Genomic DNA, 23882 nt, shown 5'->3' with positions numbered 1-23882 from the left:
AAATAAAAAATTATTTGCTAAAAATTAAGACTAAAAATATGAAAATAACCTTCAGAATATTACTTCTTTTTATTTGTTTCCAATCTTTTTCCCAAGACATAAAATATGCTAGAGAAGTTTTAGATACTTTGTGTTCTCCAAGTTTTGATGGACGTGGAATTTATAATAATGGAGAAAAAAGAGCTGCAGAATACATTCGAAATGAGTTTAAAAAAAATGGATTAAAAGCTTTTAATAATTCTTACTTCCAAAAGTTTGAACATCCTGCAAATGCTATTTCAGGAAAGATTGTTTTTAAAATTGATGATCAAGAATTAGTTCCAGGAAAAGATTTTTTAATTGATCCTTCTTCACCAAAATTTGATGGAAAAGAAGATTTAATTTTCTTTACCAAAGAAGAGATCATGGATATTGATAAATTCAAACTAAAACTTTTAAAAAGTAGAGATAAGTTTGTCGTAATTGATAAAACTTTAATTGCAGATGAGTCAAGGGAAGTTCAAGGTTTTGTTTATGAAATGATCATGTTTTTGAAGTTATCTCAAGAAATTCCAATCAAAGGAGTGGTGGAAGTTATCAAAGATAAATTGACATATACTGCTTCTCAAGAAGTTGCTGCAAGACCGCATTTGATAGTTTTGAAAGATAAAATAAATAAAAAATCAGATGAAATAACTTTAAAATTCAATAATGTTTATACTGAAAAATACCAATCTCAGAATGTTATCGGTTATTTGGAAGGACAAGTAAAAGATAGTCTGATTTGTGTTGTTGGTCATTACGATCATTTAGGTAGAATGGGAGATTCTGTATATTTTCCTGGAGCAAATGATAATGCAAGTGGAATTGCAATGATGCTTAATTTGGCTAAAGATTTCAATAAAGAAAAACTAAAATATTCAGTTGTTTTTATCGCTTTTGGTTCAGAAGAAATAGGTTTGGTTGGTTCTAAATATTTTACTGAAAACCCTTTATTTCCTTTACAAAACATTAAGTTTTTACTGAATTTGGATATTTTAGGAACAGGAGATGACGGAATTCAGGTGGTAAATGGAAAAGAGTTTAAGAAAGAGTTTGACAAATTAGTTAGTTTAAACAAAGAAAATAATTTATTGAAACAAGTAAAAATACGTGGAAGTGCTTGTAATAGCGATCATTGTTTCTTCTATGAAAAAGGTGTTCCGAGTTTCTTTATTTATACTTTAGGAGGAATTGCGCATTATCATAATGTATTTGATAAATCAGAAACTTTACCACTTACAGAGTTTGAAGATTTGTTTAAACTTCTAAAGAAATTTTTATTAGAACAGTAGAGAAATCAATGAACTTGTTTAAATTTTTTTGCCAACACTAGGAGTTTCATTTGATGTTTATTGATGGAGAAGGAAAAAAATTTCAGCATAGCCTTAGCTATGGTTAAAATTTTTTACAAGCCAGTAATGAATATGCTTGAAACGAATTTTGAGTCAAAAAGTTTAAATAAGTTCAATATATTAGAAGAAATCCTCATTATTACAATGGGGGTTTTTTTATTAAGTTTATAATTATTTTAACAAAATGAACGTTCATTCATTTTAAAAAGTATTGTAATTTTGTCTCAGAATTTAAAGTAAACGATATGCAAAAACTTCTGAAAATCGCTTTAGCTGTTTTATTGATTCTAGGAGGAATCACACATTTGATAAATCCAGAATTTTATTTTGGTTTTGTACCAGAATTTTTACCAAAAACAACAGTGGTATATATTTCAGGAATTATAGAATTAGTTCTAGGAATTGAGTTATTCTCAAAAAGATTTAGAGAAAAAGCAAGTTTGGGAATTTTAATTTTGATGTGCTTGTTTTTACCAATTCATGTTTGGGATTATTTTAAAGAAAATCCAGCGATTGGTTCTCATACAGCAGCGATAATTCGAATTTTTGTTCAGTTTATGTTTATATTTTGGGCTTATAAAGTTTATCAAAAAAGTAAATAATGGCAAGAAGAGAAAAGTGTGAAAAGAAAAGAGAAGCCTTGTTAAATGCGACTTTAGAGCTTATTAATAATCAAGGTTTTCATGATGCTCCTATGTCCAAAATTGCAAAAATGGCTGGAGTTTCTGTAGGAACAACCTATGTGTATTTCGAAAATAAACAAGATTTAGTCAATAAATTATATATAGAAACTAAAGAGAATTTTAGCTACTATGCTTTTGAAAATTATTCAGAAGAGATGAATATCAAAGAAGGTTTTGCTTTAGTTTGGAAAAATATAGTGCAGTATAAATTGAATTTTAAAAAACATGGAAATTTTTTAGCTCAATGTGATAATTCTCCAATGATTGATAAAGAAAGTAGAGAAGCAGGTTTGAAACATATCGAGCCACTTTTGAAGCTTTGGGAAAGAGGTCAAGAAGAAGGAGTTATTAAAAAAGTTTCGCTTTACATATTGTATGCATATTCAATTCAACCAATTTCTATTTTAATCAAAATGAGTGAAAGAGATGGTTTTGAAATGGATGAAAAACTGTTAAATGATATGTACAGAACCGTTTGGGACGCAATCAAAGAAAAATAATCAAGAACAAAATATTAAAAAATCAAATGAACAATTTTCAATATAAAAATCCAACAAAAATTCTTTTTGGAAAAGATCAGATAGCAAATATTAAAAATGAAATTCCTACTGGAGCAAAAGTTTTAATGACTTATGGAGGAGGAAGTATCAAGAAAAATGGAATCTACGAGCAAGTAAAAGAAGCTTTAAAAGATTTTGAATTAGTGGAGTTTGGAGGAATTCCTGCAAATCCAGAATATGAAATTTTATTAGAAGCTTTAAAAGTAATCAAAGAAGAAAAAATTGATTTTATTTTAGCAGTTGGTGGAGGTTCAATCATTGATGGAACAAAATTTTTATCTGGAGCAGCTTATTACGAAGGAGACACTCCATGGAATTTATTGACAGATAGAAAACCAGTTACAAAAGGATTACCATTTGGATCTGTTCTAACATTACCAGCAACAGGTTCAGAAATGAATTCGGGAGCAGTAGTTTCTAGAAGAGAAATCAAGGAGAAATTAGCAATGGGAGGACCAGGTTTATTTCCACAATTCTCTGTTTTAGATCCGACAGTTATTAAATCAATTCCAAAAAGACAATTAGCAAACGGAATTGCGGATGCATTTACACATGTTTTAGAGCAATATATGACATATTCTGTAGGAGCGAAATTACAAGATCGTTTCGCAGAAAGTATTTTACAAACATTAATTGAAGTTGCTCCAAAAATTATAGAAGATACTTCAGATTATGAGGCTGCATCGAATTTTATGTGGAGTTGTACGATGGCTTTAAACGGATTAATTCAACAAGGAGTTCCTACAGATTGGGCAATTCATGCAATGGGACACGAATTGACAGCTTTATACGGAATTGATCATGCGAGAACTTTAGCAATTATCACTGCAAGTCACTATAAATATAACTTCGAAACAAAGAAAGAAAAATTAGCACAGTTTGCAGAAAGAGTTTTCGAGGTGAAGTTTGGAACTGAAGAAGAGAAAGCTTTAATCGCTATTGAGAAAACAAATGAGTTCTTTGAATCTTTAGGAATTGCTACAAAACTTTCAGATTATACAGAAGAATTTGAAGGAACAGCGCAACATATTTCTAAGAAATTTGAAGAAAGAGGTTGGAAAGCAATTGGAGAACATCAAGCTTTAAAACCTTCAGATGTGGAGAAAATTGTAGAAATGAGCTACTAATAATAATTAAAAAGAGCCTAATTAAGGCTCTTTTTTTATTCACAAAATTTATATTCTCCGAGGTAGCTATAACTAGAAATTTTATCTGGAGTATCTTCTCCAAAAGTATTATTATTCAAAACTTTATAAACTCCTTTTTCAAAGACAACTAATTCATTTTTTTGATAAATTTTATTTTTGATCCAATTGTCAATTATATTATTATTCTCATAAATAGGAATTATTGTTTCATCAAAGGGCCCAATTTTATTCCAAACAGGCGAAGCATCTGGCGTTTGATTATTATCTACAATTAAAAATAATGATTGATAAATATTTCCTTGATATAAAACATAAGTGTCTTTTTGATAATTTTTTAAATCATACCAATCCGGTACTCCATTAAAACACTCACAGATATTATACTCATATTTTAAAGCACAATCGTAATTATCTATAATTTGTCCACCATAAAACTTGAAAGTACTTCTTTTCAAAGGTTTCCCTTTATAGAATAATTGAAAAGGAATTGTTGTATTTGCTTTAGAAAGTGGAAAAATGATTAAATTCAAATCCCAGAAAGGGTCAATATTAAAATTGTTGAAATCAAAATTGACATCATTTATAGTTCCGTCCACATCTTTTCCACCATAAATTCTTCCTGTATTACTATCTGAGTAAAAGTTTTTATCTCCAAAAATTACTTGAAATTCATTTACCATTCCATCAGGTGCATTTGTAGACCATTCGATGTCTACTCGATAAAAGATATAATCGAAATTGAAACTTTCAATATTTACATGTAAAAGATTATTTGTTGCTCCTAAAGCAGTAGTGTTTGATCCCCAATCTTCGTCATCATTATTACTACATGAAGAAAAAATAAAAATCAGAATCCATAAATATTTTAAGTTTCTCATACTGCTTAATTTTAGTTGATTCGTATCGTTTTTTGGATAATCACTTCTAAAATTAGTAAGTATAAAAAGGAAAGGATTTAAATTTTTTTGTAAATAAAAATCAAAGTTTAGTTAAAACTAATTGAAATTGAGAAATAGAAGAGTGTTGCAATTTTAAAAAGAAAGAGATTTTTTATATTAAAATCTCTTTCTGAGTATGTTTTATTTTATTTTCATTTCTTCAAGAAAAGAAATAGAATTTGGACCTTCCATAAATAATAAATCCAAGATGCTTAGATTTGGAATAAAACCACATTTATCATCAAAAACTTGAACATAAGTTTTGAAATCAAATTCTGGTTGTTTTTTTGCATTTACAAGATGTCTGAAATCTAAAATGTCCGAATCTTCATAAGTTCTCATATATTCCTCCGTTTTTTCAGTAGGAATTTCAATCTGTAATGCATCTTGAATAAAAGCATTTGTTTCTAAGTTTAAATCTATCAGAAAATCATGCTTTTTTTCTAAAACTTCGATTAAATCATCCTCATAAAATTCGAAAAAAGGAGAAGTACGATAAGCACTTTGCAATGATTTAATATGTTGTTTGCTCCAATGAAACGAATTATCAATAAGAATATCTTTTGTTAATTTCTTTCCGTCTGTTTTGATGTGTTTGATAGGAATATTTAGATTTAATTTTCCATTTGCACCATAGATATAGCATCTGTTTCTATAAGTCTGTTTTTGATAGTTGTCAAAATTTTCAAAAATCACCTTTTCAGATTGTGCGAATACAGCATATTCTGCAATAGAACCAAAATAGGATGGATGTATAATCGTTTTCATTCTTGTTTAAGCTTTATATTTCTTCAGTTTTGAAAGAAGAAATTATTTTAAATCGAAAGGCAAAAATACGAATTATTGTAGATTTTGAAGAAATAAAAAGCCTTAGTAAATGCTAAGGCTTTGATTTTATTGATACGTATTTTTAATCTTAGAAACTAGGTAATTGCATTTTTACCATAATTGGTTGGTTTCTTTCTTTTTTAAAAGTAACCAAGAAATGCGCGTCCGATGGCATATTTCCATCTTCGTCTTTTACTAAATTATAAAACTCTTCAAAAGTACCCCAATCATTGTCCTTCTTTGCAATTTCAATAGTCTCAATGTTTTTTCTAAAATGAACATTTTCAGAAGTAGTTTTTATTTTAGCATTATATTCTGAAAGAATGTTGTTTTTGTATTCAAATTGATTAGAAATAGATAATAAATTTGGATTTTCTTCAAAATTATTTTCTATTTCTTCTCCAAATTCAACTAATTTTTGAACAATTTGATTAGCATTCATCAAGTTTTTGTGTTGTACTGGTTTATCAAAGTTGAAATTTAGTTGTAAATCCATATTAGAAAAATCCATTCTTTCTTCTTGTTGAATAGTATTTTGATCTTCTTCTTTACTACATGAAGTAATGGAAATTACGGAAACGGCTAATAGGGCTAAACCAGCATTTTTTAAAATCTTTTTCATTATATTTTGTTTTTAAAGGTTTTAGCCAAATTATTAAAAAATAAATAAAAACCAAAAAAAAGGACACTTCATTTAAAAAGTGTCCTTTTGTATTTTATATAAAATAAGAATTATTTATTCTCTTTTCTCTTCTTTTGAAATTTTCTAACAGCGATATAAACTAATAAAGCACTTAAGAAATAATAGAAATAAGAAACTGGTTTTCCTTCTCCATGAACAGTTGTGAACATTCTTTCCCAACGAATTTTATCAAATCCTTGTCCTTGAGAATTCCAACTCATCCAAATGAAAACAGGTTTTCCAACAATATGATCAAAAGGAACATATCCCCATGCACGAGAATCTAGAGAGTTATCTCTGTTATCTCCCATCATCCAGAAATAGTTTTGTTTGAAAGTGTAAGAATCTGCTACTTGCCCATTAATATAAATTGTTTCTCCATCTATAGTTAAGTTGTTATTCTCATAAAGTTCAATAACTTCTCTATAGAAAGGTAAAACTTTTGTATCTAATTTTACAGTTTTTCCTTCTTCAGGAATGTAAATAGGACCAAGATTACTCAAGTTAAAATCATAATCTCTACTGTGTGGGAAAGCAGTTTTATCAAATTGTCCAGCAGGAGTAACTTGTCTAATAATGCTTTTTACACTTGGATTGTTTTTAAGTCTAACAGCATCTGCTAAAGGAAGATTTAAAAGTAATTTAGTGTTACTTAGTTTACGCCCTTCTCTTACGTTTTTAAGAATATCTGAAGGAATACTTGCATTTGGATTTAATTCAACTTCATAGAAAAATTGAATTTTAGCTCTACTAGGAAGCTTGTTTTTCTTTCCATTGATATAAACATATCCATCTTTTACTGAAAGAGAATCTCCTGGAAGACCAACACAACGTTTAACATAGTTTGTCTTTTTGTCAATTGGCTTGTAAGTAAATTCTCCTGATTTATCTCCCCACATTGTCTTAGCAGTATCTGTTGGATGATTAAATACAACAATGTCATTTCTTTCAATTTCTTCTACCCCAGGTAGTCTGAAATAAGGTAATTCAGGTTTTGTTAAATATGATTTAGCTTTTACTAGTGGTAAAGAGTCATGAACCATTGGTGTGGCAACTGTTGTCATTGGTGTTCTTGCTCCATAGTGCACTTTACTTACAAATAAGAAATCTCCAATAAGAAGTGTTTTTTCTAAAGAAGAAGTAGGAATTGTAAAAGGTTGAATGAAGTAAGTGTGAACCATTGTCGCTGCAATAATTGCAAAAAGAATAGAGCTAATCCATTCTCCAACTTCTGATCCTGGTTTTAAACTTCTGTCTTCAATATACTCAACATCTGTAGCATAGTTTACATAATAAGTATAAAGTCCAAGAGTTACAATTACAGCAATAGTATCAAAAGTAGAGTTTTTACCAAAACTTCTGATCGTCTCTACCCAAATAACTGGGAACATTAATAAATTTACTACAGGTACAAAAAGTAAGAATGTCCACCACCAAGGTCTGTTGATGATTTTCATTAAAACAATTGCATTATAAATAGGAACTAAAGCTTCCCAAGGTTTTCTTCCTGCTTTTTTGTATAATTTCCAAGTTCCTAAAAAATGTACTACTTGAACAAGTAGCATGAATAGAAACCACATTTGTACTAAACTCATATTTATTTTCTTTTATTCGTGTATTTTTTATATTCCTAAAACGTCTTTCATTGTAAAGATTCCCTCTTTTCCAAAAATCCACTCTGCAGCAATTACAGCTCCTAAAGCAAATCCTTCTCTTGAATGTGCAGTATGTTTGATTTCGATTGTATCTACATCTGAAACATAAGAGATTGCATGTGTTCCTGGTACATTCGGAATTCTTTTTGCATAAATAGGAATCGTATCATCCGTAGATTGATTGTTTAATTCCCAAGTAGATTTTTCTGTATGTTTTAAAATTCCTTCTGCAAGAGAAATTGCTGTACCACTTGGAGCATCTAATTTTTTCATGTGATGAATTTCCTCCATAGAAACGTGGTATTGATTAAGTGTACGCATCATTTTTGCTAAATGTTCATTTAACTCAAAAAAGATATTTACACCTAAACTAAAATTTGAACCATAAATAAAAGCTCCTTTTTTAGCTTCGCATAATTCTACAATTTCATCATATTTTTCTAGCCAACCTGTTGTCCCAGAAATTACAGGAACTCCAGCGTTAATTGCCATAGAAATATTATCGAAAGCAGCAGATGGTATACTGAAATCAATTGCTACATCTGCAATGGATAAATCAATATTTTCTGAATCTCTACCTATTTTTAAAACAATGTCATGACCTCTTTCTAAAGCTATTCTTTCAATAACTTTTCCCATGCGACCATAACCTAGTAATGCAATCTTCATTCTTAAAATTTTAAATTAAATGATGCTCCTACAACTGGGCTGTAGTTATTTTGGTCAAACTGTAATGACGGTTTGATACTCAAATTTCTACTTGTGTCAAATTGTAATAAATGTGCATTTATACTAGCTTCAACAACTTGAATTAGATAAATACCAATTGTTCCCAGAAGAGCTAAATCTCTATTTTTTTTGAAAGTTTTTTGTCCTTGTTCTAATGTTGCCAAACTCAAAAGTTCATTTCCATTAGCGTCCGTAAATTCGTCTTTTTTTCCAGCAATTCTTAATTTATATGCTTCTCTATATCTTCTATAAGATTTGCTATTATCTGCATATAAATAAATTGTTGTTCCAAGTGCAGCGTATACAATTGGTACTTTCCAATATTTTTTATTGTAAGCTTGTCCTAAACCTGGAACGATAGCAGAATAAAAAGCAGCTCTAGCAGGTGCTAAAGGCTTATATTCGCTAGATGTTTTCACAATATTTTCTTTATCAACGACAACCTCCTCAATTTCTTTTTGTGCATAAGAACTAATAGTAGTTCCGATGAAAAACATAAAAAGAAAATATAATCTACCTAATTTCACTATTTTAATAAATTTTTAATTCTATTAAAGTCCGCTTCGGATTCGAAAGGGACAATAATCTTACCTTTATCTTTACCAGTAAGTTTAACATTGATTTTGTTTCCAAAATATTTGTTAAAATTATCTACGTTATCTCGCACAAATTTAGGTAATTCCTTGCTTTCTTTCGCGTTTTTTACAGAAGTATTGCCTTCTTTTAAGTTTTTAACAAGATTTTCAGTTTCTCGAACCGATAATTTGTCTTTAATTATTTTTTCATAAATTTTTAATTGTAAATCTATATCATCCACATTTACAAGAGCTCTACCATGTCCCATAGACAAAAATCCGTCTCTCATTCCTGTTTGGATAATAGGATCTAACTTTAAAAGTCGAAGATAATTTGTAACTGTAGAACGTTTTTTTCCTACACGTTTACTCATTTCTTCTTGTGTCAATTGTATTTCATCAATTAATCTTTGGTAAGTCAGAGCAACTTCTATTGGATCTAAATCTTTACGTTGAATATTTTCAACCAAAGCCATTTCCAACATTTCCTGATCGTTTGCAATACGTACATAAGCAGGAATAGTTCTTAATCCAACAATTTTAGAAGCTCTATATCTTCTTTCTCCAGAAACTAACTGAAATTTATTTCCATCTAACTTTCGTACAGTTATTGGTTGAATTACGCCTAATTCTTTAATCGAACTAGCTAATTCTTTTAATTCTTCTTCATTAAAATAAGTTCTAGGCTGAAAAGGATTTACATCAATTGCATCTAAGTCAATATCAATAATGTTTCCTACAACTTTCTCAGCATTTCTATCTTTTACAGATTTAATATCTGCTTCAGGATCTTTTAATAATGCTGATAATCCTCTCCCTAATGCTTGTTTTCTAGTCGCTTTTGCCATTAGTTCTCATTCTTTTTTAAAATTTCATGGGCTAAATTTAAATAATTTATCGCACCTTTACTAGTGGCATCATAAGAGATAATACTTTCTCCGAAACTAGGAGCTTCACCAAGACGAATATTTCTTTGGATAATCGTATCAAAAACCATGGAGTTAAAATGTGTTCTTACCTCTTCAACTACTTGATTTGAAAGTCTTAATCTTGAATCATACATGGTTAAAAGTAAACCTTCGATATCCAATTTTTTGTTATGGATTTTTTGAACACTTTTAATTGTATTCAATAATTTTCCAAGACCTTCTAAGGCAAAATATTCACATTGTATCGGGATAATTACGGATTCTGCAGAAACTAGAGCATTTAGAGTAATCAGGCCTAAAGAAGGAGCGCAGTCAATTAAGATATAATCATAATTGTCTTTTACTTCTTTCAAAGATTCTTTAAGCATAAATTCTCTTTGGGGTTTGTCGATTAATTCTATTTCGATACCAACTAAATCAATATGAGCAGGAATGATTTTTACATTTGGAGAAGTCGTTTCAATGACCAAACTCGATGCTCTTGAAGAATTTTCCAAAAGTTCATAAGTTCCATTTTCTATTTCATCTACAGCAATACCAAGGCCTGAAGAGGCATTTGCTTGGGGGTCAGCATCGATTAATAATACTTTTTTTTCTAAAACTCCTAAAGCTGCTGCCAAATTAACTGCAGTTGTTGTTTTTCCAACTCCACCTTTTTGATTGGCTATAGCAATAATTTTTCCCATTTAATAAGTTTCGTTTATAGTAAAAGTAAAAATACAATTATTTACCTATTATAAAAATATAAGATGTTAACAAATTACTAATTAATTGTTTAAAAGTCTAGTTTTTAGTATTGTATAGCTGATTTATGTTGATTAGTTCCCGTTTTTATTTCGTAATAAATTGAAATTAAAAATGTAATATTTGTTTAAAAATTGCGTTTTGAGTTTGAAATTTAAATATGATTAAAATGAAGTTGCTAAGGAGAGTTTTAGAGAAAATCATAAGAATTAAATATTTAAAACTCTATGAAGAAATTATACTTACTGCTTTTAGTACCTTTTACTATTTATTCTCAAGAAACTCCAAAATATGTCCAATATATTTATAATCTAAGTTCCATAAATCCGGGCTATTCTATAAATGAACCAGGTATTTTGCGAGTTGGAGGAATTGGTATTTCTGAAAATTTTTTGAACAATCGAAGTTTAGCAAAAACTTATAATTTTTTTGCGCAAACTTCGATTTCAGATAAAATGGAATTGAATCTAAATTATTTAAACAGAGAAGTAGAGAATATATACGATTCAAATTATAGTAGGTTTAATGGAAATTTGAGTTATTTAATTCAATTGACTAAGAAATCACATCTTTCTCTTGGTTTCGCTTTTGGTTTTAATCAAAAAATAATTAATACTACAAAATATACTTATGTAGACCCAGATCCAAATTTTAAAGAAAATGTCAATCACTTTAATTTAGGTTCAGGACTTATGTTTTTTACAGAAAATTTGTTTGTAGGAGTTTCTTCGCTCAATTTTTTAAAGAATGAATATGAAACTTTTGATCAAAAAAAAGATATTGAGATATACGGGCTTTTGGGTTATGTTTTTGAAATAGGAAAAAAATGGAAACTAAAACCGATGATTTTTACAAATAAAATGAATACAAAATTTGAAACTAATTATTCTGTAAATCTTTTGTATGATAATTTTTTTGAATTAGGATATTCTTATGTAGATAAAGAGTTGACGACTTTTTTAATGAGGTTTAAATTTAAAAATTCAAAAGTTGGTTGTGCTATGGAGTTTGAGAAAAACACCATTTATAGAGATAAAATGAATTATGTGGTTTTTCTTACTCATGATTTTTATTTCTCTCATGAAACTAAAAATTATGAGAAGCCAAGATATTTTTAATTACTCTTGACACGCTTCAAAATAGGTTTCTTTAGTTTCATATTTGTGATGATCAAACCAGAAATAATTAAAACTCCACTTATTAAATGATATTCATGTAATTTTTCTTGAAAAAAGAATTCTCCTAAAAGAGCAGCAGAAATTGGTATGAAATTCATGAAAATTGCTCCCTGATTTGCTCCTTTTATTTTGATTCCCTGATTCCATAAAAAATAAGCAATTGCAGTACCTAAAACTCCAAGACCAAGAGCCGAAAGCCAGAAATCAGATCCATGAGTTGTGACAGATTTTATTCCATAAAAAGGTGTAATGATGATAAAACAAACCAAACAAATCATTGCTGTTATCAGTGTAAACGTTTTGTGAGAAGTATTATGTGAGAATTTTTTAACCCAAAGATTGTGTAACGCAAACATGAAACTTCCTAATAAGATGTATAGATCTGAAATATTAAATTTCATAGCTTCAATATTTAAAATATGACCTTTTACTACAAGATAAAAAACACCGATAAAAGAAAAGATTACTCCAATTATTTGTCCTGCTTTTAATTCTGTTTTGAAAAATAAAAAGGAAAAAATAAGTGAAAAAGTAGGAGTTAAACTTAAAATTAATGCGATGGTAATAGCAGAACCATCAATTAAACTTAAGAAATAGAAAAAATTAAAACCAAATAAACCAATAATTCCAACTAGAGAAGCACCAACAAAATTATCTTTTAAATCTTTTAGTTTCGGAAAACACCTTATACAAAGAAATGCTAAAGTGATAACTCCAAAGATATATCTCCACAAACCAACTTCAGCAAAATTTACTTCTTTCAGCATTATTTTTACACAAAATAAGTTCAATCCCCAAAAAGTTGCTGCGATGATAAAGTAAAGATATGATTTCATTTTTATCAGTTTAAAGTTTACTTATTTGAAGATACGTCATTAGGATGTTAAATTCAAGAATGATTCCTTTTTTTAAGAATATTATATAACAATATGTGAGAAAGATATACTTATTTTTTGTCAGTAATTTAAAGAGTATAGCCTTAGAAAATTGAGCTATAAAAATCAATGATAATAATCTGTTATTTATAATACATTTTTCAGTACTTTTGGAATCTCAAAACAACTAAATTTTTTTAGAATGAAAACAGATTCTTTCGTTTTAAGACATGTTGGACCTCGTGAAAACGAAGTGCAAGACATGTTGGCTACAATAGGAGTTGATTCGTTGGATGAATTGATAAATAAAACTGTACCTGAAGATATAAGATTAAATAGCGAGTTAGATTTGGACGCTGCAATGAGTGAATATGAGTATATGGCCCATATTCAAGAGTTAGCTGAAAAAAATAAGACGTTTAAATCTTACATCGGTTTAGGATACCACCCAACTATTTTACCTGGAGTAATTCAAAGAAATATTTTAGAAAACCCAGGATGGTATACAGCTTATACTCCTTACCAAGCAGAGATTGCTCAAGGAAGGTTAGAAGCTTTATTGAACTATCAAACAATGCTTGTTGACTTAACAGGTATGGAGCTTGCAAATGCTTCTTTATTGGATGAAGGAACTGCTGCTGGTGAGGCAATGATCATGTTATATTCTACAAGATCAAGAGCGCAAAAGAAAGCAAATGCTTTACAATTTTTTGTTGCTGAAGATGTTTTACCACAAACAATTGATGTTTTAGTTACTAGAGCAACTCCACTAGGAATTGAATTAATCATAGGTAACCCTGATACTTTCGAGTTTAACGAAAACGTTTTCGGAGCTTTAGTACAGTATCCAGGAAAAGACGGAAAAATCGTTGATTATAAAAACTTTGTTGAAAAAGCAAATGATGTGGAAGCTAGAGTTGCTGTAGCAGCTGATTTATTAAGCTTAACATTATTGACACCTCCAGGAGAATGGGGAGCTGATGTAGTTGTTGGTACAACACAACGTTTCGGAATTCCAATGGGATATGGTGGGCCACACGCTGCTTATTTTGCAACAAAAGAAAAATATAAAAGAAATATTCCAGGAAGAATTATTGGAGTAACGCAAGATGCTAATGGAGGAAGAGCTTTACGTATGGCACTTCAAACTAGAGAGCAACATATCAAGAGAGAGAAAGCGACTTCAAATATTTGTACTGCACAAGTTCTTTTAGCTGTAATGGCAGGAATGTATGCTGTGTATCATGGACCACAAGGTTTAACTTACATCGCAAATTCTGTAAGAAACTTAACAAATACATTAAATAAAGGATTAAAAGATTTAGGATTTGTTCAAACAAACGAAGTAATCTTTGATACTTTAGCTGTTGAGGTTGAAGATAAGGCGAGGTTAAAAGAATTAGCAGAAGCTACAGAGGTTAACTTTAACTATTCTTCAGAAAATGTTGTTACAATTTCATTAAATGAAACTACTTCATTAAATGATGTAAATGAAATTTTAAATATTTTCGCTCAATTAGCAGGAAAAGAAGCTGTAGTAATGAATGAAGTTACTGCTACAGAAGAATTACCTGTTTCTTTAGAAAGAACTTCTGATTTCTTAACGAATGAAGTATTCAATACTTACCATTCAGAATCAGAAATGATGCGTTACATCAAAAGATTAGAGCGTAAAGATTTATCATTAAATCACTCAATGATTTCTTTAGGTTCTTGTACAATGAAATTAAATGCTGCTTCTGAAATGCTTCCATTAAGCTGGAGTAACTGGAACAGTATTCACCCATTTGCACCAGTAGAGCAAGCACAAGGATATCACACTGTTTTTGAAGAATTAGAAAAAGCATTAAATGTGATTACTGGATTTGCTGCAACTTCAGTGCAGCCAAACTCTGGAGCTCAAGGAGAGTATGCTGGATTATTAGTAATCAAAGCTTACCACGAGTCAAGAGGAGATCACCACAGAAATATTATTTTAATTCCATCTTCTGCACACGGAACTAACCCAGCTTCAGCTATCATGGCTGGAATGAAAGTAGTTGTTACGAAATCTACAGAAGAAGGAAATATCGATGTTGCTGATTTAAGAGAGAAAGCAGAATTACACAAAGATAATTTAGCTGGATTAATGGTAACTTATCCATCAACTCACGGAGTTTTTGAAAGTACTATTAAAGAAATCACTTCAATCATCCACGAAAACGGAGGACAAGTTTATATGGATGGAGCAAACATGAACGCACAGGTTGGATTAACAAATCCTGCAACAATTGGAGCGGATGTTTGTCACTTAAACTTACATAAAACATTTGCAATTCCTCACGGAGGAGGAGGACCAGGAGTTGGACCTATTTGTGTTGCTGCACATTTAGCGCCATTCTTACCATCAAACCCAGTGATTCCTACAGGAGGAGAATCTCCAATTACTGCAGTATCTGCTGCGCCTTGGGGATCTGCTTTAGTTCTTTTAATTTCTTACGGATACATTAAAATGTTAGGAGCGTCAGGATTAAAAGATTCTACTGTAAATGCTATCTTAAACGCAAACTACATGAAAGCTCGTTTAGAGAAAGAATACGAAATCCTTTATACAGGAGAAAACGGATTCTGTGCTCATGAGATGATTGTAGATTTCAGACCATTCAAACAAAACAATGGAGTTGAGGTAACAGATATTGCAAAACGTTTAATGGATTATGGATACCATGCTCCAACAGTTTCTTTCCCAGTTGCTGGAACGTTAATGATTGAGCCAACAGAGAGTGAAAACAAAGCAGAGTTAGATAGATTCTGTGATGCTTTAGTTTCAATTCGTGAAGAAATTGAGAATTCATCAAAAGAAGATTCAAATACACCATTGAAAAATGCACCACATACACAAGCTATGTTGACAGCAGATCAGTGGGATTTACCATATACAAGACAACAGGCTGCATTCCCATTACCATTTGTAGAGGAGAATAAGTTCTGGCCATCAGTTCGTCGTGTAGACGATGCTTTTGGAGATAGAAATTTAGTTTGTTCATGTGCGCCAATTGAAGCGTATGTATAAAAATTTATTATCTTTATAAAGAAGATATAAAGTCAAAAATATTATAAAAGAATAAATAAAATACTATTTTCGTTTTGCTTTAAAATGAAAATAGTATTTTTGCGAATACACTTGTTTTAATTAGATTTTTAATTATGAAAAACATCACCAAAGAAACTTATATAAATTGGTATAAGGACATGCTTTTTTGGAGAAAATTTGAGGATAAATTAGCTTCATTATATATTCAACAAAAAGTAAGAGGATTCCTTCATTTATACAATGGACAAGAGGCTGTATTAGCAGGAGCTTTACACGCAATGGATTTAGAGCATGATAAAATGATCACTGCTTATCGTAACCACGTTCAGCCTATTGGAATGGGTGTAGATCCAAAAAGGGTAATGGCTGAGCTTTTAGGTAAAGCTACAGGAACATCTCAAGGATTTGGAGGTTCAATGCACATTTTTGCAAGAGACAAAGGATTTTATGGAGGACACGGAATTGTTGGTGGACAAATCCCATTAGGAGCAGGACTTGCATTTGCAGATAAATTTCATAAAAGACCAGGAGTTACATTAACATATTTTGGAGATGGAGCTGCTCGTCAAGGTTCTTTACATGAGACTTTCAACATGGCAATGAACTGGAAATTACCAGTTGTTTTCATCGTAGAAAATAATCAATATGCTATGGGAACTTCTGTAGAAAGAACTGCAAACCATACAGATATCTGGAAGTTAGGATTAGGTTACGAAATGCCATGTGGACCAGTAGATGGAATGAACCCTGTAAAAGTTGCTGAAGCTATGCATGAAGCAATTGACAGAGCAAGAAGAGGAGAAGGACCTACATTCTTAGAAATGAAGACATACCGTTATAGAGGACACTCTATGTCGGATGCACAACACTATAGAACGAAAGAAGAAGTTGCAGAGTACCAAAAAATTGATCCAATCTTACAAGTTTTAACTGTGATTAGAGAAAATGGATACGCGACAGAAGATGAAATTGCAGAAATGAATGCTGGAGTAAAAGCAAAAGTTGCTGAATGTGAGAAATTCGCTTTAGAATCTCCATACCCAGACAAGCAATTACTATATGATGTAGTATACGAACAAGAAGATTATCCATTCTTAAAACATAGATAAAATTATGGCTGAAATTATCAAAATGCCTCGATTGAGTGATACGATGACAGAAGGAGTTGTAGCTCAATGGTTGAAAAAAGTAGGGGATAAAGTAGAAGAGGGTGATATCTTAGCAGAAATCGAAACGGATAAAGCTACGATGGAATTCGAATCTTTCTACGAAGGAACTCTTTTATATGTTGGTGTTCCAGAAGGAGAAGGAGCTCCAGTTGATTCTTTATTAGCTATCATTGGTGATGAAGGAGAAGATGTTTCTAGTCTAATCAACGGTGAAGGTGCCGCTGAGGAAACTACGGAGACTAAAGAGGAACCAAAAGCAGAAGAAACTAAAGAAGCTGCACCAGTTGAAATACCAGCGAACGTTGAGTTTATTACTATGCCAAGGCTAAGTGATACAATGACAGAGGGAACTGTAGCAAACTGGTTAAAAGAAGTTGGAGATAAAGTAGAAGAAGGAGATATCTTAGCAGAAATCGAAACGGATAAAGCTACGATGGAATTCGAATCTTTCTATGAAGGAACTCTTTTATATGTTGGATTAAATGCTGGAGAATCTGCTGAGGTAGATAGTCTTTTAGCTGTAATCGGAGAAGATGGAACTGATATTTCTAGCATCGTTGAAAAATTTAAGAAAGGAGAAGCTCTTGAGTCTACTCCACATAATTCAGATGTAAAAGAAGCGGAGATGCCAAAAGCAGATAATTCTAAGAAAGAAGAAACTGTTATGGTAGATACTGTTGTTGTAGAAAGCAACGGAAGAATTAAAGCTTCACCTTTAGCTAAGAAGATTGCAAAAGAAAAAGGAATCAACTTAGCAAAAGTAAACGGAACAGGAGATCACGGACGTATCGTAAGAAGAGACGTTGAGAACTATACGGAGGAAGCACCAGTTGCTGCTCTAGCTCAAGAAGCTCCTAAAGCTGCTCCAGTTGCTGCTTCTGCACCAGCTGCGCCAGTTTACGTTCCTACAGGAGAAGAGCAACAAGAAGAAGTGAAGAATTCACAAATGCGTAAGACTATCGCACGTAGATTAAGTGAATCTAAATTTACTGCTCCTCACTATTACTTAACGATTGATATCGATATGGATAATGCGATTACATCAAGAAAAGCGATCAACGCGATTCCTGATACAAAAGTATCATTCAACGATATGGTTGTAAAAGCTAGTGCGATGGCTTTAAGAAAACATCCACAAGTAAACACACAATGGACTGACGCTGCTACAGTTTATAACAAACACATCAATATTGGTGTAGCTGTTGCTGTTGCTGACGGATTAGTTGTTCCTGTATTGAAATTTACTGATAATATGACAATGACTCAAATTGGAGCTGACGTAAAAGATAAAGCGGTAAGAGCTAAGTCTAAGAAATTAACTCCAGCTGAAATGGAAGGAAGTACATTTACAGTTTCTAACTTAGGAATGTTCGGAATCCGTGAGTTTACATCTATTATTAACCAACCTAACTCAGCAATTTTATCTGTTGGAGCAATTGTGCAAAAGCCAGTTGTAAAAGATGGACAAATTGTAGTTGGAAATGTAATGACAGTAACTTTAGCTTGTGATCACAGAACTGTGGACGGAGCAACAGGTGCTGCATTCTTACAAACATTCAAACAATACTTAGAAAACCCAGTTACGATGTTAGCTTAATTTTTTTGAGTAAAAGAATATTTAGAAAGCCTCTTCATTTTTTGAAGGGGCTTTTTTTTGCAAAAGGGATTGTAGTGGAAAGCTTTTGTTTTTCTGAAAATTAGAATTTCTTAACAAACGTAGGCGACCTAAGAAGCCCACGGATTGTTTTAGAATTCTTTTTCAGAAAAATAAAACTTGGAACGAAAAGCCCGACCCGAAATGTAATGAAGGGATTTGTCCAAATATTTTTAAGAGTTTTTTGAGTCTGTTTAAATTTATATCAAAACAATTTATAAAATCGTACTAGCTAATGTGAGAATTCTATTCTCAAGAATGGAATTTTCATTTAAAACTCTGTTGTTTTTTGTGTGAATATGGATGTTGTTTTTTTATGTTTTGCTGATGAAAAAATAGTACATTTGCGATACAACACAACAAACTAAAATGAATAACACAATTAACAACACGAACTATAAATTCTCGGAAAATCAGGAGGTTTATAGAGGGAAAGTAAGAGAAGTTTATAAAATTGACGATGAAAAACTTTTAATGATCGCTACGGATAGATTGTCTGCATTTGACGTGATCATGCCAAAACAAATTCCATTTAAAGGGCAGATTTTGAATCAGATTGCATCAAAAATGATGGATGCAACAAGTGATATTGTTCCGAATTGGATTCAGGCAATTCCAGATCCAAATGTTGCTGTAGGAGATTTATGTGAGCCATTTAAAGTAGAAATGGTGATTCGTGGATATCTTTCTGGGCATGCTGCTAGAGAATATAAGGTTGGAAAAAGATTGCTTTGTGGTGTTGCGATGCCAGAAGGGATGAAGGAAAATGATAAATTTCCGGCGCCAATCATTACGCCTGCAACGAAGGCGGAAGAAGGAGAGCACGATGAAGATATTTCGAGAGAAGATATTATTGCAAAAGGAATTGTTTCTGAAGAGGATTATGTTGTTTTAGAAAAATATACCAGAGCTCTTTTCCAGAGAGGAACTGAAATTGCTGCGGAACGTGGATTGATTTTAGTAGACACAAAATATGAGTTTGGTAAAAATAGTAAAGGAGAAATTGTATTGATTGATGAAATTCATACGCCAGATTCTTCTCGTTATTTTTATGCAGATGGATATGCGGAAAGACAAGAAAAAGGAGAGAAGCAAAAACAATTATCAAAAGAATTTGTTCGTCAATGGTTGATCGAAAATGGTTTTCAAGGATTGGAAGGACAAGTAATTCCAGAAATGTCTGAAGAGAAAGTGAAAGAAATTTCGGACAGATATATTGAACTTTATGAGCAAATAACTGGAGAAACTTTTGTGAAAGCAGATGTTGAAAATATTGAAGCTAGAATTCAGAAAAACGTAGAGGCTTTTTTGAACTAAAAATAGTATATAAAAAATAATAAGGCTGTTTCTTGTAATTAGAGACAGCCTTTTTTATTTCTTCGGATTTCAGTTGGAAGTATTTAGTTTTTTGTCCAGTTCTGGTGACAATTTTACTAAATAAATTATATCATTTCCTTCCACTTGTAGCGCTTCTATTGTAGCATTATCTACTCCTTTGAAGTAAATAACATCTTTGTCTCCATACCCATCAGGGAATTTTTCTTCTAACATTTTATAGATTTCAGGAGTAATCTTTGCGTAGTCGATTATAGATCTTTTCATATTTTAATTTGTTTATTATTAATTAGTTATACTTTAAATTAAGAAAAAAAATAGTACAAAAAAAGAGAAGTTTTAAGAAGCTTATAGCTAATAAATTAAAAAAGAGAATTAGATACAAACCATATTTGAAATTGTAAATTTTAACAAAAATTAATATTTGTGAAGACTAAATTTTTAATTTATAATAAATATATAGAGTATCTTTGATAATAATTTTAGAAAAATGGAAAGAATAAAAAATATAGAGATAGGTCAAGGTTTAGGTTTAATCAAATTTGGTTTTCTAAAAAACGAGATCAAATTATTATTAGGTGAACCATCAAATGTTGATTTAGAAATGCATTCTGAGGATGGAGGAGATGCTTCTGAAACTTGGGATTATGATAATATTGGAGTTTCTTTTACTTTCGATGAAGAGGAAGATTGGAAATTGGAAACAATTACAGTTTTCTCTGATTTTTTTCAGCTTAAAAAAAGAATTTTAATTGGAAAAAGTAAAGAAGAAGTAGCCAAAATTATTGCACAATTAGAACTTGGAGAAATTGAATACGAAGATTATTCAGAAGATGAATCTTTAAAAAGAGAACTATTTGATTTGACAAACGGAAACATGATGTTTTGGTTTACAAATGATGTTTTGACAGAGATTCAGTTCGGAGTTTTATGGAGAGATGAAGAAGTTCCACTTTGGCCAACAATAAATTAGATTTTTTAATTTGCGTATTTTTTATGCAAAACAATAAAATACTTATCTTTTAGTAAAAAATAACTCGAAAAAGAGTTAGTAGTTTGTTTTTTGGTTCTAAAAAATGAATTATGTGAAAATCGATTATTTTAGAATAAGTTATGAGTAAAATCATGAATAAAATAATAGAAGATTCGTATTTTTATAGTAATTAAAAGAATCGGATTTTTTTAGTGAAAAAATGGTAGTCTCAGTGAATAGTTTAGCTGATTTTAGAACTACATTTTTTAGAATTCGTAGAATAAATATATGGGAAGAAGTATCAAAAAAATAGGAGTTTTAACTTCTGGTGGAGATTCGCCAGGTATGAATGCAGCACTTCGTGCGGTGGTTCGTACTTGTTCACATTATAGAATCGAATGTTATGGAATTTATAGAGGGTATCAAGGATTAATCGAAGGAGATTATGTCTTACTTGGACCAAGAACTGTAAATAATATTATAAATAAAGGAGGAACTATCTTAAAATCGGCTCGATCTGAAGAATTCAAAACTAAAGAAGGGAGAGAGAAAGCTTATAAAGCTTTGAAAGAAGCAAAAATCGATGCGTTAATTTTGATTGGTGGAGATGGAACTTTTACAGGAGGAATGTATTTCAACAAAGAATTCGGTTTCCCTTGTATTGGAATTCCTGGAACTATCGATAATGATATTTTCGGAACGGATTTCACGATCGGATATGATACAGCATTAAATACAGTGGTAGAAGCTGTAGATAAAATTAGAGATACGGCAAGTTCGCACAACCGATTATTTTTCGTAGAAGTAATGGGAAGAGACGCCGGACACATTGCGCTAAATGCAGGAATTGGAGCTGGAGCAGAAGAAATTTTGATTCCAGAAGAAGATCTAGGCTTAGACAGAATGCTAGAATCTCTTAAAAGAAGTAAACGTAGTGGAAAATCTTCAAGTATCGTAATTGTTGCAGAAGGAGATAAAACAGGAAAAAATGTTTTTGAACTTGCAGATTATGTAGAAGAAAATCTTCCAGAATACGATGTGAGAGTTTCTGTTTTAGGACACATGCAAAGAGGAGGTTCTCCTACGTGTTTTGACAGAGTTCTGGCAAGTAGACTTGGAATGAAAGCCGTAGAAGTAGCTTTGGACGGTAAAACAAATCTGATGGTTGGATTGATCAATAATGAAGTGAAAACCACAGATCTTGAAAAAGCGATAAAAGAAAATACAAAGATTAATAAAGAGCTATTAAAAGTTAGCGAAGTAATGTCATTATAAAATGACTTAATAATATAAAAGAAAAGCAAATGATTAAAATCGGGATTAATGGATTTGGAAGAATCGGTAGATTAGCTTTCAGATCAATTGTGAAAAGGGAAAATGTTACAGTTGTAGCGATTAATGATTTATTAGATGTAGATTATTTGGCATATTTATTAAAATATGATTCTGTTCACGGGAGATTTGACGGAACTGTTGATGTAGAAGATGGAGCTTTAGTGGTGAACGGAAATAAGATAAGAATCACAGCAGAGAGAAATCCAGAAGATATTAATTGGGGAGCTTTAGATGTTGATTTTGTAATTGAATCTACAGGGATTTTTACAAAATTAGACCAAGCAAACAGACACATTCAAGCAGGAGCGAAAAAAGTGATTATTTCTGCACCTTCAAAAGATGCTCCGATGTATGTAATGGGAGTAAACCACGAAGAATTGACAGCAGACACAACAATTTTTTCAAACGCGTCTTGTACAACAAACTGTTTAGCTCCAGTTGCAAAATTATTACACGATAATTTTGGAATCATCGAAGGATTCATGACAACTGTACACGCTGCAACAGCCTCTCAAAACACAGTAGATGCTCCGCTTGGAAACAGAAGAAGAGGACGATCTGCGCTTAATAATATCATTCCTACAACAACTGGTGCTACAAAAGCAGTTACGAAAGTAATTCCAGCATTGGAAGGGAAATTAACAGGAATGGCTTTCCGTATTCCTTCTCCAGATGTTTCTGTGGTTGATTTTTCTGTACGTTTAGAAAAACCTACAACGTATGACGAAATCATGAAAGTGATGAAAGATGCTGCAGATAACGAAATGAAAGGTATTTTAGGATATACAGACGAGGAAGTTGTAAGTCAAGATTTCTTATCAGAGCCAAGAACTTCTGTAATTGATGCAGGTGCTGGTTTAGAGTTAAATCCAAATTTCTTCAAGATTATCTCATGGTATGACAACGAGTACGGATATGCAACTAAAATTGTAGACTTATTAGTACATGCTAGTAATTTATAATTTTTACAAAATAAAAATTTTCAAAAGCTATTTCGAAAGAAGTAGCTTTTTTTATTGAAAATAAAGAGTTCCCTTTTTGAGAGCAAGGTTGTTAAGTTCTCCTTATTTTTTAATTGAAAACCTGGCGCACTTTTGTAAAGTGTGCCCATTGTTTCTAGCATTTGAGTGGTCACGAGTTTCAAACTCGCGCCAGCGATCGTGTGTAAACTTTTTATTCAATAAAACAATTTGGGCGAAACCATTTTTCTTCGTTCACAGAAACTCAGAAAAAGGTCGGGCTTTCCATTGCAAGTTTTTTTTTCAAAAAAAGAATTTCTAAGCAATCCGTGGGCTTCCGTTGGTCGCCTCCGTCTGCAAAGAATTTCTAATTTTTTTCAAAAGAAAAGCTTTCCATTACAATCCCTTTCGCAAGAATAAAAAAGTCAAAAAAATCTTGTAATTCTATTTTAATAAAAGAAAAATTAAGCTTTTTTAAGTTTCAGAT

The 23882-nt window shown here is 31.2% G+C and carries 22 protein-coding genes; 12 read left to right on the top strand and 10 right to left on the bottom strand.

Annotated features, from left to right (window positions below):
* Positions 1-38 precede the first annotated feature (38 nt).
* From I0K12_RS00850 to I0K12_RS00835, 4 genes are all read left to right on the top strand, one after another.
* Positions 39-1313 (top strand): M28 family metallopeptidase, encoded by a 1275-nt coding sequence (locus tag I0K12_RS00850; protein ID WP_196885007.1) that lies wholly within the window; start codon positions 39-41, stop codon positions 1311-1313.
* 305 nt (positions 1314-1618) lie between these two features.
* Positions 1619-1975, top strand: coding sequence for a hypothetical protein (locus tag I0K12_RS00845; RefSeq protein WP_196885006.1), 357 nt, complete (start codon positions 1619-1621; stop codon positions 1973-1975).
* Positions 1975-2556 (top strand): TetR/AcrR family transcriptional regulator, encoded by a 582-nt coding sequence (locus tag I0K12_RS00840; RefSeq protein WP_196885005.1) that lies wholly within the window; start codon positions 1975-1977, stop codon positions 2554-2556. Before I0K12_RS00845 ends, I0K12_RS00840 begins: the two co-directional genes overlap by 1 nt.
* A 26-nt stretch (positions 2557-2582) precedes the next feature.
* Complete coding sequence (locus I0K12_RS00835) at positions 2583-3743, top strand: iron-containing alcohol dehydrogenase (RefSeq protein WP_196885004.1); 1161 nt, start codon at positions 2583-2585, stop codon at positions 3741-3743.
* 35 nt (positions 3744-3778) lie between these two features.
* On the opposite strand, the gene I0K12_RS00830 is transcribed toward I0K12_RS00835, so the two are convergent.
* The 8 genes from I0K12_RS00830 to I0K12_RS00795 all read right to left on the bottom strand — a co-directional run bounded on the left by I0K12_RS00830 (position 3779) and on the right by I0K12_RS00795 (position 10786).
* Positions 3779-4642, bottom strand: a complete 864-nt coding sequence (locus I0K12_RS00830) for a hypothetical protein (protein ID WP_196885003.1) — start codon at positions 4640-4642, stop codon at positions 3779-3781.
* 201 nt (positions 4643-4843) lie between these two features.
* Positions 4844-5470: a WbqC family protein gene (locus tag I0K12_RS00825; protein ID WP_196885002.1), complete on the bottom strand. Its 627-nt coding sequence runs from the start codon at positions 5468-5470 to the stop codon at positions 4844-4846.
* Positions 5471-5618: 148 nt separating this feature from the next.
* Entirely contained in the window at positions 5619-6152 is a 534-nt protein-coding gene (locus tag I0K12_RS00820; RefSeq protein ID WP_196885001.1) for a hypothetical protein, read from the bottom strand.
* A 110-nt stretch (positions 6153-6262) separates the two neighbouring features.
* Positions 6263-7807: a signal peptidase I gene (gene lepB / locus I0K12_RS00815; protein ID WP_196885000.1), complete on the bottom strand. Its 1545-nt coding sequence runs from the start codon at positions 7805-7807 to the stop codon at positions 6263-6265.
* 27 nt (positions 7808-7834) lie between these two features.
* The gene (dapB, locus tag I0K12_RS00810; protein ID WP_196884999.1) at positions 7835-8536 is read right to left on the bottom strand and encodes a 4-hydroxy-tetrahydrodipicolinate reductase; all 702 of its coding nucleotides are present in this window, start codon (positions 8534-8536) and stop codon (positions 7835-7837) included.
* 2 nt (positions 8537-8538) lie between these two features.
* Positions 8539-9123 carry a DUF5683 domain-containing protein gene (locus I0K12_RS00805; RefSeq protein ID WP_317194402.1) on the bottom strand — a complete coding sequence of 195 codons (585 nt, stop codon included), beginning with the start codon at positions 9121-9123 and terminating at the stop codon, positions 8539-8541.
* Entirely contained in the window at positions 9123-10019 is an 897-nt protein-coding gene (locus tag I0K12_RS00800; protein WP_196884998.1) for a ParB/RepB/Spo0J family partition protein, read from the bottom strand. The genes I0K12_RS00805 and I0K12_RS00800 overlap by 1 nt, the downstream gene beginning before the upstream one ends.
* Positions 10019-10786, bottom strand: coding sequence for a ParA family protein (locus I0K12_RS00795; protein WP_196884997.1), 768 nt, complete (start codon positions 10784-10786; stop codon positions 10019-10021). The genes I0K12_RS00800 and I0K12_RS00795 overlap by 1 nt, the downstream gene beginning before the upstream one ends.
* A 285-nt stretch (positions 10787-11071) precedes the next feature.
* Here I0K12_RS00795 and I0K12_RS00790 point away from each other — a divergent pair, with 285 nt between their 5' ends.
* Entirely contained in the window at positions 11072-11962 is an 891-nt protein-coding gene (locus I0K12_RS00790) for a PorP/SprF family type IX secretion system membrane protein (protein ID WP_196884996.1), read from the top strand.
* On the opposite strand, the gene I0K12_RS00785 is transcribed toward I0K12_RS00790, so the two are convergent.
* Entirely contained in the window at positions 11959-12858 is a 900-nt protein-coding gene (locus I0K12_RS00785; RefSeq protein ID WP_196884995.1) for a DMT family transporter, read from the bottom strand. The two genes, I0K12_RS00790 and I0K12_RS00785, sit on opposite strands and share 4 nt — an antisense overlap.
* A gap of 241 nt (positions 12859-13099) precedes the next feature.
* On the opposite strand from I0K12_RS00785, the gene gcvP reads away from it, so the two are divergent.
* The 4 genes from gcvP to I0K12_RS00765 all read left to right on the top strand — a co-directional run bounded on the left by gcvP (position 13100) and on the right by I0K12_RS00765 (position 20110).
* A complete protein-coding gene (gene gcvP, locus I0K12_RS00780) occupies positions 13100-15949 on the top strand; it encodes an aminomethyl-transferring glycine dehydrogenase (RefSeq protein ID WP_196884994.1) in 2850 nt (949 codons plus the stop codon).
* Positions 15950-16083: 134 nt separating this feature from the next.
* Positions 16084-17079 carry a pyruvate dehydrogenase (acetyl-transferring) E1 component subunit alpha gene (gene pdhA / locus I0K12_RS00775; RefSeq protein ID WP_196884993.1) on the top strand — a complete coding sequence of 332 codons (996 nt, stop codon included), beginning with the start codon at positions 16084-16086 and terminating at the stop codon, positions 17077-17079.
* Between the two features lie 4 nt (positions 17080-17083).
* Complete coding sequence (locus I0K12_RS00770; protein WP_196884992.1) at positions 17084-18736, top strand: pyruvate dehydrogenase complex dihydrolipoamide acetyltransferase; 1653 nt, start codon at positions 17084-17086, stop codon at positions 18734-18736.
* A 426-nt stretch (positions 18737-19162) separates the two neighbouring features.
* Positions 19163-20110 carry a phosphoribosylaminoimidazolesuccinocarboxamide synthase gene (locus tag I0K12_RS00765; protein ID WP_196884991.1) on the top strand — a complete coding sequence of 316 codons (948 nt, stop codon included), beginning with the start codon at positions 19163-19165 and terminating at the stop codon, positions 20108-20110.
* Positions 20111-20179: 69 nt separating this feature from the next.
* Here the strand turns inward: I0K12_RS00765 and I0K12_RS00760 are convergent, their stop codons facing one another.
* Positions 20180-20395, bottom strand: coding sequence for a hypothetical protein (locus tag I0K12_RS00760; protein WP_196884990.1), 216 nt, complete (start codon positions 20393-20395; stop codon positions 20180-20182).
* A 223-nt stretch (positions 20396-20618) separates the two neighbouring features.
* Between I0K12_RS00760 and I0K12_RS00755 the strand changes: the two genes are divergently transcribed.
* The 3 genes from I0K12_RS00755 to gap all read left to right on the top strand — a co-directional run bounded on the left by I0K12_RS00755 (position 20619) and on the right by gap (position 23398).
* Complete coding sequence (locus tag I0K12_RS00755) at positions 20619-21101, top strand: hypothetical protein (RefSeq protein ID WP_196884989.1); 483 nt, start codon at positions 20619-20621, stop codon at positions 21099-21101.
* A gap of 288 nt (positions 21102-21389) precedes the next feature.
* Positions 21390-22376 (top strand): 6-phosphofructokinase, encoded by a 987-nt coding sequence (gene pfkA, locus I0K12_RS00750; protein ID WP_196884988.1) that lies wholly within the window; start codon positions 21390-21392, stop codon positions 22374-22376.
* A 29-nt stretch (positions 22377-22405) separates the two neighbouring features.
* Positions 22406-23398 (top strand): type I glyceraldehyde-3-phosphate dehydrogenase, encoded by a 993-nt coding sequence (gene gap, locus I0K12_RS00745; protein ID WP_196884987.1) that lies wholly within the window; start codon positions 22406-22408, stop codon positions 23396-23398.
* The last annotated feature ends 484 nt before the right edge of the window (positions 23399-23882 follow it).

This window comes from Aureivirga sp. CE67, from assembly GCF_015767245.1.
Taxonomy (GTDB): Bacteria; Bacteroidota; Bacteroidia; order Flavobacteriales; family Flavobacteriaceae; genus Aureivirga.
The sequence above is the reverse complement of the archived record's forward strand: the minus strand, read 5'-3'. Positions and strand labels throughout refer to the sequence as shown.

Coding starts and splice junctions, on each gene's coding strand:
- I0K12_RS00850 (WP_196885007.1), top strand. CDS start 39: ATGAAAATAACCTTCAGAATATTACTTCTTTTTATTTGTTTCCAATCT.
- I0K12_RS00845 (WP_196885006.1), top strand. CDS start 1,619: ATGCAAAAACTTCTGAAAATCGCTTTAGCTGTTTTATTGATTCTAGGA.
- I0K12_RS00840 (WP_196885005.1), top strand. CDS start 1,975: ATGGCAAGAAGAGAAAAGTGTGAAAAGAAAAGAGAAGCCTTGTTAAAT.
- I0K12_RS00835 (WP_196885004.1), top strand. CDS start 2,583: ATGAACAATTTTCAATATAAAAATCCAACAAAAATTCTTTTTGGAAAA.
- I0K12_RS00830 (WP_196885003.1), bottom strand. CDS start 4,642: ATGAGAAACTTAAAATATTTATGGATTCTGATTTTTATTTTTTCTTCA.
- I0K12_RS00825 (WP_196885002.1), bottom strand. CDS start 5,470: ATGAAAACGATTATACATCCATCCTATTTTGGTTCTATTGCAGAATAT.
- I0K12_RS00820 (WP_196885001.1), bottom strand. CDS start 6,152: ATGAAAAAGATTTTAAAAAATGCTGGTTTAGCCCTATTAGCCGTTTCC.
- lepB (WP_196885000.1), bottom strand. CDS start 7,807: ATGAGTTTAGTACAAATGTGGTTTCTATTCATGCTACTTGTTCAAGTA.
- dapB (WP_196884999.1), bottom strand. CDS start 8,536: ATGAAGATTGCATTACTAGGTTATGGTCGCATGGGAAAAGTTATTGAA.
- I0K12_RS00800 (WP_196884998.1), bottom strand. CDS start 10,019: ATGGCAAAAGCGACTAGAAAACAAGCATTAGGGAGAGGATTATCAGCA.
- I0K12_RS00795 (WP_196884997.1), bottom strand. CDS start 10,786: ATGGGAAAAATTATTGCTATAGCCAATCAAAAAGGTGGAGTTGGAAAA.
- I0K12_RS00790 (WP_196884996.1), top strand. CDS start 11,072: ATGAAGAAATTATACTTACTGCTTTTAGTACCTTTTACTATTTATTCT.
- I0K12_RS00785 (WP_196884995.1), bottom strand. CDS start 12,858: ATGAAATCATATCTTTACTTTATCATCGCAGCAACTTTTTGGGGATTG.
- gcvP (WP_196884994.1), top strand. CDS start 13,100: ATGAAAACAGATTCTTTCGTTTTAAGACATGTTGGACCTCGTGAAAAC.
- pdhA (WP_196884993.1), top strand. CDS start 16,084: ATGAAAAACATCACCAAAGAAACTTATATAAATTGGTATAAGGACATG.
- I0K12_RS00770 (WP_196884992.1), top strand. CDS start 17,084: ATGGCTGAAATTATCAAAATGCCTCGATTGAGTGATACGATGACAGAA.
- I0K12_RS00765 (WP_196884991.1), top strand. CDS start 19,163: ATGAATAACACAATTAACAACACGAACTATAAATTCTCGGAAAATCAG.
- I0K12_RS00760 (WP_196884990.1), bottom strand. CDS start 20,395: ATGAAAAGATCTATAATCGACTACGCAAAGATTACTCCTGAAATCTAT.
- I0K12_RS00755 (WP_196884989.1), top strand. CDS start 20,619: ATGGAAAGAATAAAAAATATAGAGATAGGTCAAGGTTTAGGTTTAATC.
- pfkA (WP_196884988.1), top strand. CDS start 21,390: ATGGGAAGAAGTATCAAAAAAATAGGAGTTTTAACTTCTGGTGGAGAT.
- gap (WP_196884987.1), top strand. CDS start 22,406: ATGATTAAAATCGGGATTAATGGATTTGGAAGAATCGGTAGATTAGCT.